Consider the following 17,285-nt stretch of genomic DNA (forward strand, 5'->3'; position numbering starts at 1 on the left):
CGCGGCTTGCGCCGCTCCTACATGAAGCAGGGTGGATCAGTAGGAAACGCCGCTCTCGCCGTAACGTTGCAGCACTTCGCACGCCGCGTCGCGATGCAGGTCGCGGCGCACCGCGATGCCGCGCCGTTCCAGCTCGCCGATCCAGTCCGCCGGTAGCGGGCCTTCGTCGAATTCGGTCAAGCGCATCACGTCTTCCGAGCGCGCGCCGATCAGCAAGGTGTCGATGCCGGCCCAGAAGCTGGCGCCATAGCACATGCAGCACGGCTGCGCCGAGGTGGCCAGGGTCATCGGGCCCAGCTCATTGAGGCGGTACGCACTGACCGCGGTCTGTGCGCACATGAAGGCCATCATCTCGGCGTGGGCCACCGAACAGTTCTGCGGCACCACGCGGTTGACGCCGACGCCGACCACCACGCCGTTGCCGTCGAACACCACCGCGCCGAACGGGCCGCCGGTGCCCAGTTCGATATTGCGCCGCGATAACTCGATCGCCAGCGCGACCTTATCCTCGTCGCTGAGGTAGGCGCGCGTGCGGTCGACGGCTTCGTCGATCCATTCCGGCAGCGCCAGTTGCACCGCGCCGGTCAGCAGGTAGGGAATCTTCGGACTCATTCCTTGCTCGCCCAGGTGTCGCGCAGGGTAACGCTGCGGTTGAACACCGGCCGCTCGGCGCGGTGGTCGTAGCGGTCGGCGACGAAATAACCCACGCGCTCGAACTGGAACGACTGCTCCGGCGCCGCCGCGGCCGCGGCCGGTTCGACGTAGCCGGTCACGGTGCGGCGCGAGTTCGGGTTCAGATGATCCTTGTAGGTCTTGCCGTCGCTGTCGTCGTCGGGTGCTGCGACGTCGAACAGGCGGTCGTACAGGCGGATGTCCGCCGCCACCGCGTGACGCGCGCTGACCCAGTGGATGGTGCCCTTGATCTTGCGATCGGCGCCGGCCATGCCGGGGCGCGATTCGGGATCCAGGGTGCCGCGCAGCTCGACGATTTCGCCGGCCTCGTTCTTGATCACCTCATCGCAGCGCAGGATGCCGGCGCCGCGCAGGCGCACTTCGCCGCCCGGGATCAGGCGCTTGAAGCCCTTCGGCGGCACTTCCTCGAAATCCTCGCGCTCGATCCACAACGCATTGGAGAACGGCACCTGGCGCGAGCCGAAGCTCTCGTCCTTGGGATGGTTGGAGAAGTGCAGCGATTCGACGTGATCGTCGCCCAGATTGGCGATAGTCAACTTGAGCGGATCGATCACCGCCATGCGCCGCGGCGCGGCCGCATCGAGATCCTCGCGCAGGCAGCCTTCCAGCACCGAGTAATCGATCACCGAATTCTGCTTGCTCACGCCCAGGCGCTCGGCCCACAGGCGGATCGCCGCGGCGGTGTAGCCTCGGCGACGCACGCCCTGCAGGGTCGGCATGCGCGGGTCGTCCCAACCGTCGACGAGGTTTTCCTCGACCAGCACCATGAGCTTGCGCTTGCTCATCACGGTGTAGTTGAGGTTGGCGCGCGAGAACTCGATCTGGCGCGGGATCGCGGCTTCTTTCGGCAAACCCTTGGCCAGCAGCGGCGCGAGCAACTCGGGCGAATTCGGCAGGTCGACCTTGGCCACGCACCAGTCGTACAGCGGACGGTGGTCTTCGAATTCCAGCGTGCACAGCGAATGGGTGATGCCTTCGCAGGAATCGCTGAGCGAATGGGCGAAGTCGTACATCGGATACATCGGCCAGGCGTGGCCGGTGTTCTGGTGTTCGACCTTCTTGATTCGATACAGCGTGGGATCGCGCAGATTGATATTGCCCGAGCTCATGTCGATCTTGGCGCGCAGGGTGCGCGCGCCGTCGGCGAACTCGCCGGCGCGCATGCGTGCGTACAGGTCAAGGTTTTCCTCGACGCTGCGGTCGCGGTACGGCGAATTGCGGCCCGGTTCGTTGAGCGAACCGCGGTAGGCGCGCACTTCCTCGGCGCTCAGGTCGCAAACGAAGGCGTCGCCCTGGCGGATCAGCTTCTCGCCGGCCAGGTAGAACAGCTCGAAATAATCCGAGGCATGGCGCAGCTCGGCCCATTCGAAACCGAGCCAGTGCACGTCGTCCAGGATGGCTTCGACGTACTCGGGGTCTTCCTTGGCCGGATTGGTGTCGTCGAAGCGCAGGTTGCAGCGCCCGCCGAATTCGCCGGCGACGCCGAAGTCCAGGCAGATCGCCTTGGCGTGGCCGATGTGCAGGTAGCCGTTGGGTTCGGGCGGAAAGCGCGTCCGGATCGCCTGGTGCTTGCCGCTGGCCAGGTCGTCGCGGACGATCTGACGGACGAAATCCTGCTTCACCACGGCCGCAGCGGCGGGATCGGACGGATGTTCGGGGGCAAGACGGGAAGGATCGGCGGACATGCAATGCATCTTGAGTAAGGGAGAAACGGGAGTTTAGCCGGTGCCGGGCCCGGCTGCCTGCGTGACCGGTCCGCGGGCCGGCCGGGGAGCGTGCGGGCCGTCGTTCCGGCCTTGCGTAAACGGCTGTTTCGGCGGCGGACGCGGTCGGCTGACAAGGGTCACGAGCCGGGCGCCGCGCGGCGGCGTATGCTGGCCGCAGACCCGCCAGGCCAGCAGGCCGAAGGACAGTGACGATGAAAGTCGTCTACGACGCCGCCCATTTGATCGACGCCCATCTGGTTCGCCACGCCCTGGAGGACGTCGGCATTCCGGTGTTCCTGCGCGGCGAGGCGTTGCTCGGCGGTATCGGCGAGTTGCCGGTGTTCGGCGCGGTCCAGGTGTGCGTTCCCGAGGTCGCCTGGCCGCAGGCGAACCAGGTGGTGCAGGCCCTGTCGCTGGGCGAGCCGCCACCGGAACCTGAGCCGGCCCAGGCGATGCCGCCACCGGGCTGGCTCCCGGCCTGAGCGCCGCGGCGCGGATCATGTTCCGCTTGCGGTGATCGGCCACGGCGCCCCGAGCGGCGCCAGCGGTTCGCGACCTCGAGGTCCGGGCCGAAAGCGGGCGCAAGCCCGTTCCTGCATTTTCTCAGATGCGCCCGTTGCGGCGTGGCCGGCTTGATGCCGGTCGTCGCGACGCAGCGCCCCGACCGTGGCCTCGGCCGCGGCGGAACCGACCGGAGTTCAATCATGCGATCTGTCGTTCGATTCTTCTGGAGGCGCGGATGAGCGCTTCTTCGCAAACCGCGTCCTCGCACGCCGCTCCACGCGGCCCGTTGCTGCAGATGCTGCTGGGCGCCAGCGTCATCAGCAGTTCGGCGGTGTTCGTCAAATGGGTCGACATCGGCCCGGCGGCGTCGGCGTTCTGGCGCATGGCCCTGGCCGCGATCATTTTGCTGTTCGTGCTCGGCCAGCCGTGGCGGCGCGGACGTCTGCGGCATTGGCGGCCGGAAGGACGCGTGCTCGCGCTGGTGATGCTGAGCGCGGCGTTCCTGGCGTTGGATCTGTGGCTTTGGCATCGCAGCATCCTGTACGTCGGCGTCGGCTTGTCGACGTTGCTGGCGAATTTCCAGGTGTTCGTGCTGGCCGGCGTCGGCGCGCTGTGGCTGGGCGAACGCGCCGGCTGGAAGCTGTGGCTGGGCTTGAGCATGGCCTTGATCGGCCTGGCCCTGCTGCTGGCGCCGGGTTGGGAGCACATGGACTCGCGTTTCCGTATCGGCGTGGCGTTCGCCTTGGCCGCGGCGGTGTTGTACGGCGGCTTCTTGCTGGCGTTCCGCGCCGCGCAGGCACGGCGCGGGCAGACGCCCAACGAGGCCTTGCAGTGGTGGCTGTGTCTGGGCGCGGCGGTGATGCTCGGGGCGATCGTGCCGTTCGGTGGCGAGAACCTGTGGCCGGCCAGCGCGCACGACTGGCTGATCCTGACCGCGTACGCCGCCATCGCCCAGGTGCTGGGTTGGTTGGTGATCGGCCGCGCCATGCCGAAATTGCCGGCCGGCATCGTCGGTTTGTGTCTGTTGCTGCAACCGCTGTTGGCCTACGTCTGGGACGTGCTGTTGTTCCATAAGCAGATGGGCGGAATCGAACTGCTCGGCATCGGCTTGTCGCTGGCGGGTATTTTCCTGGGCCTGGCGCGCGGCGATCAGCCGTTGTTCAAGGCGCCCGAGCGAAAGGCGGATGAAACTGAGGATACGTCTGCGTAAACGTTGCTGAGGCGGGCGACGCGATCGGGTGGGTTCGCGGTCGCGGCTCGCGCCGCTCCTACAGGTAGCGCGCGTGGCTACGTAACCGATTGTAGGAGCGGCGTGAGCCGCGACCGCGAAACCGCACCGTCCGGCACCATCTTCGATTCAGCCGTTTCCCCGCACCGCGATGCGGGAAAACGCCTGAAACCGTGCGATCAAGGCTTGCCGCAACGGTACCGGTCCGTGCCGATGAACCCGTTGCGCTGCGCGATCTCGTGGTCGTAGCAACCCTGGGTGCCATAACTGCGATGGCGCTGGCTCGAATGCCCGGTCGCATGACGTTCCGGCCGCGGCACGCCGTAGTTCCAGCCGGCCTGGCCTTCGAAACGGTTGCGCTTGCTCTGCGCGATCGCCGGCTGGCCCTGGCCCGGTGTCTGCAAGGTATCGGCATCGTCGACGATCTTCATCGTGGTGACGATGCGTTGCGCGCTGCCCGACGGCACCACGCTCAACGATCCGTCGAAGCCGAAGCGCTGCGAATGGGTCGACACGCTCGGCAGGCCGCGGCCGATCCGGGCGACGGTCTGGGTGTCGTTCCATTCGCCCTTGACCCCGTCCGGATTCTCCTCGGCGCCCCAACCGTGCAGGTTGGTGTTGCCGACGATGCGTTCGACCGTGGTGTATTGGCGGCCCTTGGAGGTGTCCACGTAGCCGGTCGCGCGCAAACGGTGGCCGCCGCGGGTGTCGACTTCGAACCTGCCGTCCGGCAAGGCGCGGTACTTCGATTCGGCCGCCAACGGCGTCAGTTCGTAGCTCAGCAGACGGCCGCCGGTGGCACCGCGGCGCGCGTCGGTCCAGGCCTGCAGATTGGGTTGCAGGGTCCAGCCGGATGCGCCGTCGGGCAGGTTGGCCACGCGGAAACGCACCTCGTGCGCTCGGCCGTCGTTGACCAAGCCGATGAAGGGCGACAGGTCGTAGCGGATCGGTTCGATGTTGAACGCGCGCGGCGCCGGAATCACGTACCACAGGAACGGGTTGGACCAACCGCCGGTGTAGATGTGCGGATACGGCATGGCGATGCCGGCGACGCGGCCGTCGATCAGCACCTGCACTTCGCGGTAGGGGCCGTGCTGGGCGGGGCAGGAATAGTTCGCTTCCGGCGGCGCGGTGAAGTACCAGAACTCCTCGCAGCCGCCGCCGGAACCGGTGGCGTAGACCTCGCCGATCCAGCGCGTGGCGTTGGCCGGCAGGGTGTAGTCGCCGATCAGATCGCTGCCGTCGCGGTGCTCGTTGGCCAGCGGCGCGACCTGGTCGGCGGCGTCCACCGCCGGGTGGCGGCGGTCGGCGTTGTAGAACACGACCCGCGCCTGGACGTAGATCACGCCGGTGTAAGTCTGGTTGACCACGTTGCCCAGGTACATGCGCACCGCTTGCGGCGACTTGAGCAGCGAGGCGTAGTCGCTGATGTCCTTTTCGACGTGCCAGCCGATGCCGTCGCGCGAGGGTTCCGGCGTGCTGGTCGACAGCACGGTCAGGCCGCCGATCTGCAGATAGCCCAAACGGTCGAATTGCACGCCCTTGACCTGTCCGTCCATCTCCAGCACTACCTTGCTCCAGGGTCCGGGGCAATCGGCCGGCGGTGCGATGGTGCCGGGATGCCATTCGAAGTCGGCGAAGGCGGTGTCGAGGATCTCGACCGTGCAACTGCGCGTGGCCGGGCGCGCCACGGTCGGATCGGCGGTGCGCGGGTCGTCCCAATCGGTGCCGAACTCTTCGGCGGCGGGTGCGCCGGTGGCGAACGCAGCGGTGGCGAGCAGGGGCGCGGCGTTCAGGCATAGCAGGCCGAGCGCGATCGCGGACAGGCGCGGGGCGAGGCGGGAGAGCATGCGGGTATCCTCGTGAGAGCGTGAGAGCGGCGACGGAGCGCGACGCGGAGGTTCGAGCTTCCGGCCTGGATCGCGTCGCGGCAACCCGCGCGCATCGCGCAAACCCTTGAATCCTGCGACGGATGCCGCATTTCATCGGCACGGCACAGCCACGCCGCCATCATCCGCACACCCTTCGGAGGCACTCCATGGCCGGTTCGATCATTCCTGGCATCGGCGCGTTCAAGCAGCGCATGCCGCAGCGCGAAGACGCGTTGCCGGGGCGCGCCGCGCCGTTGCCGCTGCATAACGCGCATTACCTCAGCGGCGCCAGGCTGCGCGACGCGTTCGCCGGTCTGTCGCGGGTGCAGTTCGGCATGGGCTGTTTCTGGGGCGCCGAGCGCAAGTTCTGGTCGTTGCCGGGTGTGGCCGTCACCGCGGTCGGTTATTCCGGCGGTTACACGCCCAACCCGACTTACCGCGAAGTCTGCAGCGGCCAGACCGGTCATACCGAGGCGGTGTTGGTGGTGTTCGATCCGGCCAAGATCGCGTTCGAGGATTTGCTCAAGGTGTTCTGGGAAAACCACGACCCGACTCAGGGCATGCGCCAGGGCAACGACGCGGGCACGCAGTACCGTTCGGCGATCTATTGCGAGAACGACAGTCAGTACCAGGCCGCGTTGGCCAGCCGCGATGCGTTCCAGGCCAAGTTGGGCGAAGCCGGTTACGGACAGATCACCACCGAAATCCCGCCGCCACCGGCGCCGGAGTTCTATTACGCCGAAGACGATCACCAGCAGTACCTGGCGAAGAACCCGATGGGTTACTGCGGTCTGGGCGGCACCGGCGTGAGTTGCCCGATCGGCGTGGCGTGAGGCCACAAGTTGCGCGCCCAGTCCGCGGCAACTGGTAACCCGTAACCCGTAACCGACGCGAGCCGCGAGGTCTCTGTGGGAGGGGCTTCAGCCCCGACGCTCTTTTCTCGGATCGCCGCGTCTGATCGCAGAGCGTCGGGGCTGAAGCCCCTCCCACAGAGATATCGCGTTTTTTCGTTGGTCGGCCTGGTTCGTCTGTGTACCCGTCGCGTGAGCGGACGCAGCGGCGGCTCAGGCGAAATCGCGCGCGAACATCGCCCGCATCTGCGCGATGCCTTCCTCCTGCTCCGGCACCAGGATGCGCAGGCAGGCCTGCGCGAAGGAGATCGGCGAGGTACCCGGCGCGGTCGCGATCAAACCGTCGCTGACGCAGACGTCCTCGCGGTAATGCGCGCCGCCGCGATATCCCGGAACACCGCTCAGATAGCCCGGCTCGTTGCTGGTGTGCGCGCGCTCATCCAGCAAGCCCGCGGCGGCGAGCGCGCGGGTGCCGCCGCAGATGCCGGCGACCGCGCGGCCAGGATCGGCTCCGGCGCGGGCGCTTCGTCCCACAGCGGACTGCCGGGCACGACCCACAAATCGGCGGCCAACGGATCCAGATCGGCCAGTCGGCGCTGCGGCTGCACAGTCAGGCCGCCCATCGTGGTCAAGGGCGAGCCTTCGATGCTGGCGCTGACCACATCCACGCCGAACCACGCATGCGCCGCGCCGACCAGCGGGCCGTATTCCCAGTCGGCGGGTCGGTCGATCATCATCAATACGAGCGTTCGGGTCATGCGCGGCGCGTCGTGGTGCGGGGATCGTCATGATCCGCACGCGCTCGGGCGCTGGCCAGTGACGAGCGTCAGACAGGCGATGACGAACGTTTGGTATCCCTCTGTAGGAGCGGCGCAAGCCGCGACCGCGAATCCGCCCGGCAAGACAGAGCATGCAGAGCAGGCGGAGCTTCCGCCAATCGCGCCGAGGTTCGTGGTTGCGCGGTCGCGGCTTGCGCCGCTCCTACCGGGGCAGCCGAAGCGGCCGGGCCGCGGTCAGTGCGATTCGCGCAGGCCCTTGCGCTTATCCGCCGGCATGCGCGGCGGTTGCAACAACGAGGCCGGCAGCTTGCGCAATTCGTCGGCCAGTTGCAGCAGGAAATCCGACATCGCCGAGCTGCGCCGCCACAGCATGCCGATCTGCCGGTGCGGCGCTTCGCCGTTGAAACGCAGCAGATGGATGTCGGGCGAGGGCGGCACCGGCGGCTGCACCGCAAGCATCGGCAGCAACGTGATGCCCACGCCCGCGGCGACCATCTGCCGCAGCGTTTCCAGACTGGTCGCGCGGAAACCGTCGCGCTCGTCGGCGCCGGACAGGCGGCACACGTCCAGCGCTTGCTCGCGCAGGCAATGGCCTTCTTCGAGCAAGAGCAGGTGTTGATCGTCCAGATCGTGCAGATCCAGGCACTCGCGTCCGGCCATCGGATGCTGCTGCGGCACCGCGAGCAGGAACGGCTCGTCGAACAAGGGTTCCACGTGCAATTGGTCGTCGTGGATCGGCAGCGCCAGCAGGCCCGCGTCGAGGCGGCCGTCGCGCAGGCGGGCGAGGATCTGGTCGGTCTTCTCCTCCACCAGCAACAATTCCAGCCGCGGGAAGCGCTTGCGCAAACCGGGCACGACGTGCGGCAGCAGATACGGCCCCAGAGTCGGGAACAGGCCCAGCCGCACCGTGCCGGCTTCCGGATCCTGGCTGCGGCGGGCGATCTCGCTCATCTGTTCGACATCGGCGATGACCTTGCGCGCGCGTTCGGCGATGTCGCGTCCGACCGGCGTCAGCATGACCCGGCGCGGCGCGCGTTCCACCAAGGACACGCCGAGCTCTTCCTCGAGCTTCTTGATCTGGGTCGAAAGCGTGGGTTGGCTCACGAAGCTGGCCGCGGCGGCGCGGCCGAAGTGCTTGTGATCGGCCAGCGCGACCAGATATTTGAGATCACGAAGATTCATGGATGGCTGTCAATTGAGGATGGCTATCGGCATAATAGGAACAATTCATTTCATTAATCAATTGCTGTGGCGCAGCATAGGCGCCATAGGCTGCACCCATCGGTTGCACCCACCCCCTTTCCACCCCTCCCATCCCTTCCTTAAGGAGTCATCCGCATGCTTTCGATCGGTGAAAAGTTTCCGAAATTCAAGGTCAAGGCCACCGTCGGTATCGAGAACCTCGATAGCGCGTTCGCCGACATCGACAACGACACCTACAAGGGCAAGTGGTTGTTGGTGTTCTTCTACCCGAAGGACTTCACCTTCGTGTGCCCGACCGAGATCAAGGGCTTCGGCGACCTGAACCAGCAGTTCCTCGACCGCGATTGCCAGGTGCTGGCCGCGTCGACCGACAGCGAGTTCGTCCATCTGGCGTGGCGCAAGGACCATAAGGATCTGCGCGATCTGCCGTTCCCCATGCTGGCCGACATCAAGAAGGATCTGACCTCGGCGCTCGGCATCCTGACCGAAGACGGCGTCGCTCAGCGCGCCACCTTCCTGGTCGATCCGGACGGCATCATCCGCTTCGTCTACGTCACCGACGGTTCGGTCGGCCGCAACCCGCAGGAAGTGCTGCGCGTGCTCGACGCCCTGCAGACCGACGAGCTGTGCCCGTGCAACTGGAGCCAGGGCGAGAGCACCCTCAAGGTCGCTTGATTCGTGCCGGATCGTCCTTCAATGGACGACCCGCATCGATGATCGGCCCGGAGTGAGCGGCGGGGCCGGATTCCGTGACCCGGCTCCCCTCTGGTTCTCCCTGCGCTGCCGGCCGAGGCCGCCAGCGCAGTTTTTTACCGCGTTTTCGGCAATACCCGCATGCGGCCGGTTCTACCGGCCTCCGTCCCTCCCGTGCGGGATGCCCGCGGCCGGGGTTCGCCCCGGCCGCTCTTATCGGCAACGCAAGCCTTCGTCATCCCAGCCAGCCGTGCGCTTGCGCATGCCCGCCAGGCGATGACGCGTGTCCGTCCCTCGACGGATCTTTCCGCAGATTTCAGGAGCTTTCGATGAGCCTTTCCGATCTTCGCAATTCGCTGCCCGACTACGCCAAGGACCTCAAGCTCAACCTCGACAGCGTGCTCAGCGACGCCGGTTCGCAGGGGCTGGACGGCAAGCAGATCCGCGCCGTGGCCCTGGCCTGCGCGATCGCTTCGCGCTACAAGCCCTTCGCCGAGGCGATCGAGGCGTTCGCCGCCGAGAAGCTGTCGCCGGAGGAGATCAACGGCGCCAAGGCCGCGGCCGCGGTGATGGCGATGAACAACATCTACTACCGCGCCACGCACCTGATCCAGAACGAAGAGTACGGCCAGCTGCGCGCAGGGCTGCGCATGAACGTCATGGCCAATCCGGGCATCGACAAGATGACCTTCGAGTTGGCGTCGCTGGCGGTGTCGGCGATCAACGGTTGCGGCGCTTGCATGGATTCGCACGAGAAGGTGTTGCGCAAGCATGAGATCAGCGCGCAGGGCGTGCAGAGCGCGCTCAAGATCGGCGCGGTGGTACATGCGGTGGCGGTGACACTCGAACAGGCCTGAGCCATATTCGACGCGATACGTTGGGTACATGCAAAAGCCGCCGGTGGAAACGCCGGCGGCTTTTTGTCGTTTTGGGTGCAGTGCGAGGAGGGCGAGTAGCGCGGTCGCGGCTTGCGCCGCTCCTACAGGTAACCCATGTAGGAGCGGCGCAAGCCGCGACCGCGCAACCGCATGTCACCGCGCCAGTTCGAAAAGACATCGAACAAACCGCCGGACCTGCGACGACGCGGCCGGCTTGTCATCCCAGCGCGAAATGCGCCCCCTCAGCGCACCTCGAACTCGTAAATCCGCGTAGCCGGATCCGTGTTCTGCGTCGGCGTAGTCACATTGAGCTTCACGTAACGTGCCGACGCGGCAGTAATCGAATGCGTGGACGAGCTGGCAGTGTTGATGGTGATCGTCACCGGCGTGCTCCAGGTGCTGCCGTTGCTCGAGGTCTGGATGGTGAAGGCCTTGCTGTTCCAACTCGCCGATTCGCCGCCCGCGCCGGCGTGTTTGACGGTGAAGCTGCCGATGGTCTGCGCCGAACCCAGATCGACCTGCAACCACGCCGGCGAAGCCAGCGAACAGAACTTGTCCGTGTTGCCGCCGGACACGCTGCCGTTGACCGCCTTGGCCGCCGATTCGTTGCTGTTGCACGCAGCCGAACTGGTGGTCGGCTTGTTGAGCGCCAGATTGACGTTGCCCGCGCCCACCGAGACCGTCTGGGTCTTGGTGTGGGTCGCGCCGCCGTTGTCGGTCACGGTGAGGGTGACGGTGTAGTTGCCGGCGCTGGCATAGGTGCGGCTGGGATTAGTCGCGGTCGAGGTGCCGCCGTCGCCGAAGTTCCAACTGCGCGCGGCGATGCTGCCGTCGGCGTCGCTGGAGGAGTCGCTGAAGTTGGCGGTCAATCCGCTGATGCTGACGCCGAAGTTGGCCACCGGCGCGGTGTTGCCGCTGACCGCGTTGTTGATCGCTGCGGCGTACTGCGCGGTGGTGCCCTGGGCCCAGCATTTCTGGATGTCGTCGTACAACCACAGAAAGCCGCCGCTGATGCCGGCGCTGGTCTTCCAGCCGGCCATGCGGGTGTTGACCTGCGCCGGACTGTCGCCCGCGCTGCAGCCGCTGCCGTGCTTGGTCCACAGACCCGGCATGACGGTCATGCCCATCGCCGTGTTCCAGGTGGCCGGGTTGTTGCCGGCGCCGCCGTCGTAGACCTGCAGATAGATGCGGTCGACCGATGCGCCCAGGTTGTCCTTGACGCCCTTCCAGAAGCTTTGGTTGGTGTACGGCGCGAAAGTGATCTTGTAGCCCAGCCCGACCAGCATCTGGCCGAAGGTGGTGGTGTCGGCGACGTTGTAGTGGCTCTCGTCGTCGAAATTCACCGCGTCGGCGCCGGTGGCGGTCTTCAGCGCCTGGAAGTTGCGGTACAGGATGCTGGTGCTGCCGGTGCCGCAGACCAGAGTGGTGCCGCAGCCGGCCGCGGTGCCGTTGGCCAGCTTGGACATGCGTTCGAAGTCGGGCACGCCCCAGGCGCCGATCGAGACCTCGACGCGCTTGACCGAAGTCGGCGCGGTCTTCAGCGTGGCCAGTCGCGCCGGCCAATCGGCGTCGGCGCCGATGTAGGCGCCGTTCTTGACGATCGGGATGTCGTTGTAGACCAGGTCGCCGTTGTCTTCGATATGGATGCTCCACAAGAACACCGTGGTGAAACCCGACTCGCGCAGGTCGTTGATGACAGCCTGGCCGCCGGAATAGAACGGACCGCCGCCGAAGATCGCCGACTCGGCGCCGATCGCGGCCGGCGCGGCGAGCGCGAGCGTCAGCGCGGCGAACGCCGGGGTAAGACGGCGGAGGGTGGCGGACGGTTTCTGGTTCGACTTCGACATGGAGCGATCCCCTGCGATGAGCGTCGGCGACGACGCAATGGCGGCAATGCGCGCGACGTCGCCGCGATGACGATCGCGGCGCGTAGACGCGCTCCTTGTCGCCACGCGGCGACGGGCCGACAGTGCGAGCGGCGATTTCGTCGTGTCAATATTTGGATCGATTTAAATCGGGTAAAAACGTTAAAACGCGGCGGGGCGTCACGGTTTTCCCAAGCCAATCAAAGCGCTGTGCGCATCGGCGCGCCCGTGGACGAATTCGATGCTGCGCACAGATTGGCGAGGCGCTGCGCTGCGTCGCAGCACGGTTCCGCGCGATCGATCGATTCGACAGACGTGCGTGCGAATCGCCGATCCGCGACGGGGTAGGGGATCGGCGTGTTTCGGCGTTGGCGACGTCTGTGTCGTGTCGTGAGCGCGGCATGCACGATTCGTCGCGGCCTGGCCTTGGGTGTGCGCATCCGCTCGCGTTACGATGACGCTCCTGTCTTGCCGATCCCAGCCGCGCCGCTCATGACCCGCATCGATGCCCTGCTGCGCGAGGCGCGCCAACGCGTGGAGCCGGCCGACGCCGAACTGATCGTCTGCCATGGGCTCGGAAAATCGCGCAGTTGGCTGTTCGCGCATGGCGACGACGAACTGAGCGATGCGCAGGTCCGGCACTTGCGCGGCCTGATCGATCGCCGCGCCGACGGCGAGCCGGTGGCGTACCTGACCGGTTCGCGCGGCTTCTGGCGCTTCGATCTGCAGGTCACGCCGGAGACCTTGATCCCGCGTCCGGAAACCGAGCTTCTGGTCGAACTGGCCCTGCAGCGTCTGCCCGAGTCCGGCGCGCTGCGCGTCGCCGATCTGGGAACCGGCAGCGGCGCGATCGCGTTGGCCTTGGCCTGCGAGCGTTCGAATGCACAGGTGATCGCGGTCGACGTCAGCGAAGCCGCGCTCGAGGTCGCGCGGGCCAATGCACGCACGCTGGATTTCGCCAATGTCGAGTTCCGCCACGGCGACTGGTTCGCGCCGCTGGCCGGCGATCGCTTCGAGCTGATCGCCAGCAATCCGCCTTACATCGAATCCGACGATCCGCATCTGCGCCAGGGCGATCTGCGTTACGAACCTGCGAATGCGCTGGCCTCGGGCGCCGATGGTCTCGATGCGATCCGCACGATCGCCCGCGAGGCGCCCGCGCATCTGTTGCCGGGAGGCTGGTTGCTGGTCGAACACGGATGGGAGCAGGGCGCCGCGGTACGCGCGTTGCTGCAGGCCGCGGGGTTGATCGAGGTGACGACCGAGCGCGATTGGGAAGGTCGCGACCGGGTCAGCCTGGGGCGCCGGGCGCCGGACTGAAACCACCCGCGGTCGCAGAATCGGCGACCGCGCCGATCGGCACGACGAAACCGTCGCATGCGCAAGCGATCGGCCGGCCCGTCCCGGTAAACTGCGCGCATCCCCGACTGCGAGGCTCGCGATGCGCACGCTCTATCCCGATATCGAACCCTTCGACACCGGCACGATCAAGGTCGACGACCGCCATACCTTGTATTACGAGCAGTGCGGCAACCCCGACGGCAAGCCGGTGGTGCTGCTGCACGGCGGTCCCGGCGCGGGTTGCAGCCCCAAGATGCGGCGTTTCCACGATCCGGCCAAGTACCGCATCGTGCTGTTCGATCAGCGCGGCAGCGGACGCTCGACGCCGCATGCGGATCTGGTCGGCAACACCACCTGGGAGTTGGTCGCCGATATCGAAAAGCTGCGCGCCAAGCTCGGCATCGAGCGCTGGCAGGTGTTCGGCGGCTCCTGGGGTTCCACGTTGGCCCTGGCGTACGCGCAAACCCATCCGCAGCGCGTGACCGAGCTGGTGTTGCGCGGCATCTTCATGCTGCGCCGTTGGGAGTTGGAATGGTTCTACCAGGAAGGCACCTCGCGTCTGTTCCCCGACGCGTGGGAGCATTACCTCAAGGCGATTCCGCCGGTCGAACGCCACGATCTGATCAGCGCCTTCCATCGCCGTCTGACCAGCGAGGACGAGAACACCCGCCTGGACGCCGCGCGCGCCTGGAGCGTGTGGGAAGGCGCCACCAGCTTCCTCCACGTCGATCAGGATTTCGTCAGCGGCCACGAGGACGCCAAGTTCGCCCTGGCCTTCGCCCGCATCGAAAACCACTACTTCGTCAACGGCGGCTTCTTCGAAGTCGAGGACCAACTGCTGCGCGACGCGCACAAGATCGCCGACATCCCCGGCGTGATCGTGCACGGCCGCTACGACGTGGTCTGCCCGGTGCAGAACGCGTGGGAGCTCAAGCAGGCCTGGCCGAAGGCGGAACTCACCATCACCCCGGCCTCGGGGCATTCGGCGTTCGAGGATGAGAATGTGGATGCGCTGGTACGGGCGACGGATAAGTTCGCCTGAGCCGCCGGTTGCCTCTTTGCTCGGCGCTTGTGCCGATCAAAGAGGCTTCCTTGAGCGGCTTGGGAGAATCCGAGCCGCACCAGGCGCACACAGACGCAGGCCGACGCGCAGGCGCGTGTTCGGGTTGCGGGAGTACGGGTTACAGCGAGCCGTCTTTCCAGTAGTTCGATCGCGCGCGATTGCCGAGGTTCTTGTGCCGGCCTTCGAATGGGCCGATCACCGTGTGCCGCGACTTACCCCGCCACCGACCCATCCGGATTGCGCTCGATCATCCAAAGCCCCGCCCACAGCTTCAGATCCAGTTCGTAGCCCTCGGCCTGCTTGCCCATCAGCCAGGCCGGCGCCTGCGCGCGCGGGACTTCGTGGACGACGATGTCCTCGCCGGCCACGCCGCCGCCGCTGCCGACCTTGCTCAGGCCGCTGGCGCGGACGAAGGCGATGCGCTCGCTGCTCATGCCGGCCGAAGTCGGGCCGGTCAGCAGCACTTGCACCCGCGCCGGCTCCCAGCCGGTTTCTTCGACCAGTTCGCGGCTCGCGGCCGATTCGAGGGTGTCGTGATCGTGGTCGTCGCCGACCAGACCGGCCGGCATTTCGATGGTGCGCGCGCCCAGCGGCACGCGGTATTGCTCGACGAACAGGATGTTGTCGTCGGGGGTGACGGCGACGATGATCACCGCCATGCCCTTGCCGTGGGTGCGTTCGGCGTATTCCCAGTGACCGCGGCGCATCATGCGCAGCCATTGGCCGGTGTAGATGGTTTCGACCGGTTCGTCGTGGGCTGCGTGATCTGCTTGGGTCATTGCGTTCCTCGCGTGGCGTGTCGCGGGCGGGAGCCCGATACGCTTCAAAGTGATGTCGATGTGCCGGGCCGTGCGGACCGCCGGGTCAGGCCGGAGCGGGCGGGCCGTGTGGGTTGCGTCAGCGTATCGCGTCCGGGCCGCGTGCTTGAAGGCGTTCGAAGCCCATGCTGCATGAAGCGATGCTACGACGGAACTTGTGACGCGGCGAAGTCGAGTCCGACCGCGTCGAACAGTCGCCGGCGGGTCATCGGGCCGAAGCGCAGGCGATCGCACAACGCTTGCAGGTTGGCCGAGTCGGCTTGGCCGCGCACGAAGTGAGCGCCGCTGTTGGCGAGCGGCGCGTCGATCGCGATGGTGGTCAGTTGCCGGCACAGCAGCGCCTGGGCGCGATGTTCGCGCAATCGCGCCGCGGCGCTGGCGGCGCCGCGCAGGCGCAGGAACGGAACTTCCTCGACCCGCGCCAGCAAGGCGTCGAGGGTGTCGAAATGAGCGAGCAGGGCGGCCGCGGTCTTGGCGCCGATGCCGGGCACGCCGGGAATGTTGTCGACCGCATCGCCGGTCAGCGCCAGATAGTCGGCGACCTGCCGCGCCAGCACGCCTTGCCGCGCGGGCACGCCGTCGGCGGTCCAGCGCACGCCGCGGGCGAAGTCCCATTGCTCGTCGGCCTCGACCAGCAGCTGCGACAGGTCCTTGTCGGCCGATACGATCACGCCGCGGTAGCCGTGCCCGCGCATCGCCACGATGGCGCTGCCGATCAGATCGTCGGCTTCGTATCGCGCGTCGGCCAGCACCGCCAGGCCCAGCGCTTCGCACAAGGCCTTGCAATGGCCGAACTGGCGCTTGAGCGCGTCCGGCGCCGGGTCGCGGTTGGCCTTGTAGGCCGGGTACAAGGCGTTGCGGAAGCAAGAATCCAGGGCTTCGTCGAAAGCGACGGCGATGTGCCGGGGTTTCTCGCGTTCGATCAGCTCCAGCAGGAAGCGCGCGAAGCCGTGCACGGCGTTGCTGGGCCAGCCTTCGGCGTCCTGGAAGTCGTCGGGGATCGAGTGCCAGGCCCGGAACACATACAGGCTGGCATCGACCAGGTACAGCGGAGTGCGCGCGGCGTCGTTCATGCGTTCATTCAAGCACGCGGCCGCTCACCGCGGCGACCAGGCGCGGGTCACCGCGGCCGGATCGGGGCGTTCGCGCTCGGGCGCGTCGAGCTTGGGCGTGCCGATATGGATGAAGCCGGCGACGTGTTCGTGCTCGGCCAGGCCCAGCCACGAGGCGACTTGTTCGTCGTAGGCCGGCCAGCCGGTCAGCCAGACCGCGCCGAAACCCAGCGCCTGGGCGGCCTGCAGCAAGGCGAAGCAGACGCAGCCGGCGGTCAGGGTGCGCTCGAACTCGGGGATTTTTTCGTCCGGGCCGAGTTGGGCGATCACCGTGACGATCAGCGGCGCGTGCGAGAAACGGCCGCGGTCTTTCTCCACCGCGGCCGGGCCGGCATCGGGGAATTTTTCGATGCCGCGCGCGGCCAGGCGCTCGCCGAGCACGTGGCGGTCGTCGCCCTGGATGGTCAGGAACCGGAACGCCACGCGCTTGCCGTGATCGGGCACGCGCACGGCCGAGATCAACATACGCTGGAGCGTGGATTCGTCCGGTCCGGGCGCCGAAAGCTGCTTGGCGGGGATCGAGCGCCGGCTGTCTAGCGCGGCGAGCAAGTCGGGGTTGGGAGTGGCCATTTAAGTAAATTGAATCCTTGTCACAAAAATGAACGGCGACACATAAACGGTCGCAACGAAGCACTATCCTGACTTCGGCGGTCGCAACCCGACACGCTGAATCCACCAGG

At 66.9% G+C, this 17,285-nt stretch carries 18 protein-coding genes; 7 read left to right on the top strand and 11 right to left on the bottom strand.

The features are described from left to right. Nucleotides 1-36: 36 nt before the first annotated feature. Both ACTOWJ_RS16185 and ACTOWJ_RS16190 read right to left on the bottom strand, forming a co-directional pair. Nucleotides 37-612, bottom strand: coding sequence for a deaminase (locus tag ACTOWJ_RS16185; protein WP_441335658.1), 576 nt, complete (start codon nucleotides 610-612; stop codon nucleotides 37-39). Beyond that, on the bottom strand, nucleotides 609-2,378 hold the full coding sequence (locus ACTOWJ_RS16190; protein ID WP_441335659.1) for a glutamine--tRNA ligase/YqeY domain fusion protein: 1,770 nt from the start codon (nucleotides 2,376-2,378) through the stop codon (nucleotides 609-611). Before ACTOWJ_RS16190 ends, ACTOWJ_RS16185 begins: the two co-directional genes overlap by 4 nt. A 233-nt stretch (nucleotides 2,379-2,611) precedes the next feature. Here ACTOWJ_RS16190 and ACTOWJ_RS16195 point away from each other — a divergent pair, with 233 nt between their 5' ends. Both ACTOWJ_RS16195 and ACTOWJ_RS16200 read left to right on the top strand, forming a co-directional pair. Beyond that, the gene (locus ACTOWJ_RS16195) at nucleotides 2,612-2,881 is read left to right on the top strand and encodes a putative signal transducing protein (protein WP_441335660.1); all 270 of its coding nucleotides are present in this window, start codon (nucleotides 2,612-2,614) and stop codon (nucleotides 2,879-2,881) included. A 257-nt stretch (nucleotides 2,882-3,138) separates the two neighbouring features. Beyond that, nucleotides 3,139-4,113, top strand: a complete 975-nt coding sequence (locus tag ACTOWJ_RS16200; RefSeq protein ID WP_441335661.1) for a DMT family transporter — start codon at nucleotides 3,139-3,141, stop codon at nucleotides 4,111-4,113. A 197-nt stretch (nucleotides 4,114-4,310) separates the two neighbouring features. On the opposite strand, the gene ACTOWJ_RS16205 is transcribed toward ACTOWJ_RS16200, so the two are convergent. Next, nucleotides 4,311-5,981: a peptide-N4-asparagine amidase gene (locus tag ACTOWJ_RS16205; protein WP_441335662.1), complete on the bottom strand. Its 1,671-nt coding sequence runs from the start codon at nucleotides 5,979-5,981 to the stop codon at nucleotides 4,311-4,313. Between the two features lie 203 nt (nucleotides 5,982-6,184). Here ACTOWJ_RS16205 and msrA point away from each other — a divergent pair, with 203 nt between their 5' ends. Next, nucleotides 6,185-6,835: a peptide-methionine (S)-S-oxide reductase MsrA gene (gene msrA / locus ACTOWJ_RS16210; protein WP_441335788.1), complete on the top strand. Its 651-nt coding sequence runs from the start codon at nucleotides 6,185-6,187 to the stop codon at nucleotides 6,833-6,835. On the opposite strand, the gene ACTOWJ_RS16215 is transcribed toward msrA, so the two are convergent. The 4 genes from ACTOWJ_RS16215 to ACTOWJ_RS16230 form a co-directional block, all read right to left on the bottom strand. Next, nucleotides 6,784-7,077, bottom strand: coding sequence for a DUF6053 domain-containing protein (locus ACTOWJ_RS16215; RefSeq protein WP_441335789.1), 294 nt, complete (start codon nucleotides 7,075-7,077; stop codon nucleotides 6,784-6,786). The two genes, msrA and ACTOWJ_RS16215, sit on opposite strands and share 52 nt — an antisense overlap. Beyond that, entirely contained in the window at nucleotides 7,067-7,336 is a 270-nt protein-coding gene (locus tag ACTOWJ_RS16220; protein ID WP_441335790.1) for a DJ-1/PfpI family protein, read from the bottom strand. Before ACTOWJ_RS16220 ends, ACTOWJ_RS16215 begins: the two co-directional genes overlap by 11 nt. Continuing rightward, nucleotides 7,255-7,611, bottom strand: a complete 357-nt coding sequence (locus tag ACTOWJ_RS16225; RefSeq protein ID WP_441335797.1) for a hypothetical protein — start codon at nucleotides 7,609-7,611, stop codon at nucleotides 7,255-7,257. Before ACTOWJ_RS16225 ends, ACTOWJ_RS16220 begins: the two co-directional genes overlap by 82 nt. 255 nt (nucleotides 7,612-7,866) lie before the next feature. Beyond that, complete coding sequence (locus tag ACTOWJ_RS16230; RefSeq protein ID WP_441335663.1) at nucleotides 7,867-8,814, bottom strand: LysR substrate-binding domain-containing protein; 948 nt, start codon at nucleotides 8,812-8,814, stop codon at nucleotides 7,867-7,869. Nucleotides 8,815-8,970: 156 nt separating this feature from the next. Between ACTOWJ_RS16230 and ACTOWJ_RS16235 the strand changes: the two genes are divergently transcribed. Beyond that, nucleotides 8,971-9,510 carry a peroxiredoxin gene (locus ACTOWJ_RS16235; protein ID WP_441335664.1) on the top strand — a complete coding sequence of 180 codons (540 nt, stop codon included), beginning with the start codon at nucleotides 8,971-8,973 and terminating at the stop codon, nucleotides 9,508-9,510. A gap of 347 nt (nucleotides 9,511-9,857) precedes the next feature. Next, nucleotides 9,858-10,385, top strand: coding sequence for a carboxymuconolactone decarboxylase family protein (locus tag ACTOWJ_RS16240; RefSeq protein ID WP_441335665.1), 528 nt, complete (start codon nucleotides 9,858-9,860; stop codon nucleotides 10,383-10,385). Between the two features lie 263 nt (nucleotides 10,386-10,648). Here the strand turns inward: ACTOWJ_RS16240 and ACTOWJ_RS16245 are convergent, their stop codons facing one another. Further along, complete coding sequence (locus ACTOWJ_RS16245) at nucleotides 10,649-12,253, bottom strand: PKD domain-containing protein (RefSeq protein WP_441335666.1); 1,605 nt, start codon at nucleotides 12,251-12,253, stop codon at nucleotides 10,649-10,651. Nucleotides 12,254-12,763: 510 nt separating this feature from the next. Here ACTOWJ_RS16245 and prmC point away from each other — a divergent pair. Both prmC and pip read left to right on the top strand, forming a co-directional pair. Then, nucleotides 12,764-13,591 (top strand): peptide chain release factor N(5)-glutamine methyltransferase, encoded by an 828-nt coding sequence (gene prmC, locus ACTOWJ_RS16250; RefSeq protein ID WP_441335667.1) that lies wholly within the window; start codon nucleotides 12,764-12,766, stop codon nucleotides 13,589-13,591. Nucleotides 13,592-13,712: 121 nt separating this feature from the next. Beyond that, entirely contained in the window at nucleotides 13,713-14,654 is a 942-nt protein-coding gene (gene pip, locus ACTOWJ_RS16255; protein ID WP_441335668.1) for a prolyl aminopeptidase, read from the top strand. Between the two features lie 233 nt (nucleotides 14,655-14,887). Here pip and ACTOWJ_RS16260 read toward each other — a convergent pair whose 3' ends face one another. The 3 genes from ACTOWJ_RS16260 to ACTOWJ_RS16270 all read right to left on the bottom strand — a co-directional run bounded on the left by ACTOWJ_RS16260 (nucleotide 14,888) and on the right by ACTOWJ_RS16270 (nucleotide 17,175). After that, complete coding sequence (locus tag ACTOWJ_RS16260) at nucleotides 14,888-15,454, bottom strand: NUDIX hydrolase (RefSeq protein WP_441335669.1); 567 nt, start codon at nucleotides 15,452-15,454, stop codon at nucleotides 14,888-14,890. A 182-nt stretch (nucleotides 15,455-15,636) separates the two neighbouring features. Next, complete coding sequence (locus ACTOWJ_RS16265; RefSeq protein WP_441335670.1) at nucleotides 15,637-16,566, bottom strand: 5'-3' exonuclease; 930 nt, start codon at nucleotides 16,564-16,566, stop codon at nucleotides 15,637-15,639. 24 nt (nucleotides 16,567-16,590) lie between these two features. Further along, nucleotides 16,591-17,175: a nitroreductase family protein gene (locus ACTOWJ_RS16270; protein WP_441335671.1), complete on the bottom strand. Its 585-nt coding sequence runs from the start codon at nucleotides 17,173-17,175 to the stop codon at nucleotides 16,591-16,593. Nucleotides 17,176-17,285 lie beyond the last annotated feature (110 nt).

The organism is Lysobacter sp. CA199 (assembly GCF_052078715.1).
Lineage (GTDB): Bacteria > Pseudomonadota > Gammaproteobacteria > Xanthomonadales > Xanthomonadaceae > Lysobacter.

Coding starts and splice junctions, on each gene's coding strand:
- ACTOWJ_RS16235 (WP_441335664.1), top strand. CDS start 8,971: ATGCTTTCGATCGGTGAAAAGTTTCCGAAATTCAAGGTCAAGGCCACC.
- ACTOWJ_RS16190 (WP_441335659.1), bottom strand. CDS start 2,378: ATGTCCGCCGATCCTTCCCGTCTTGCCCCCGAACATCCGTCCGATCCC.
- ACTOWJ_RS16225 (WP_441335797.1), bottom strand. CDS start 7,611: ATGACCCGAACGCTCGTATTGATGATGATCGACCGACCCGCCGACTGG.
- ACTOWJ_RS16230 (WP_441335663.1), bottom strand. CDS start 8,814: ATGAATCTTCGTGATCTCAAATATCTGGTCGCGCTGGCCGATCACAAG.
- ACTOWJ_RS16200 (WP_441335661.1), top strand. CDS start 3,139: ATGAGCGCTTCTTCGCAAACCGCGTCCTCGCACGCCGCTCCACGCGGC.
- ACTOWJ_RS16185 (WP_441335658.1), bottom strand. CDS start 612: ATGAGTCCGAAGATTCCCTACCTGCTGACCGGCGCGGTGCAACTGGCG.
- prmC (WP_441335667.1), top strand. CDS start 12,764: ATGACCCGCATCGATGCCCTGCTGCGCGAGGCGCGCCAACGCGTGGAG.
- ACTOWJ_RS16195 (WP_441335660.1), top strand. CDS start 2,612: ATGAAAGTCGTCTACGACGCCGCCCATTTGATCGACGCCCATCTGGTT.
- ACTOWJ_RS16260 (WP_441335669.1), bottom strand. CDS start 15,454: ATGACCCAAGCAGATCACGCAGCCCACGACGAACCGGTCGAAACCATC.
- ACTOWJ_RS16240 (WP_441335665.1), top strand. CDS start 9,858: ATGAGCCTTTCCGATCTTCGCAATTCGCTGCCCGACTACGCCAAGGAC.
- ACTOWJ_RS16205 (WP_441335662.1), bottom strand. CDS start 5,981: ATGCTCTCCCGCCTCGCCCCGCGCCTGTCCGCGATCGCGCTCGGCCTG.
- ACTOWJ_RS16245 (WP_441335666.1), bottom strand. CDS start 12,253: ATGTCGAAGTCGAACCAGAAACCGTCCGCCACCCTCCGCCGTCTTACC.
- ACTOWJ_RS16265 (WP_441335670.1), bottom strand. CDS start 16,566: ATGAACGACGCCGCGCGCACTCCGCTGTACCTGGTCGATGCCAGCCTG.
- pip (WP_441335668.1), top strand. CDS start 13,713: ATGCGCACGCTCTATCCCGATATCGAACCCTTCGACACCGGCACGATC.
- ACTOWJ_RS16270 (WP_441335671.1), bottom strand. CDS start 17,175: ATGGCCACTCCCAACCCCGACTTGCTCGCCGCGCTAGACAGCCGGCGC.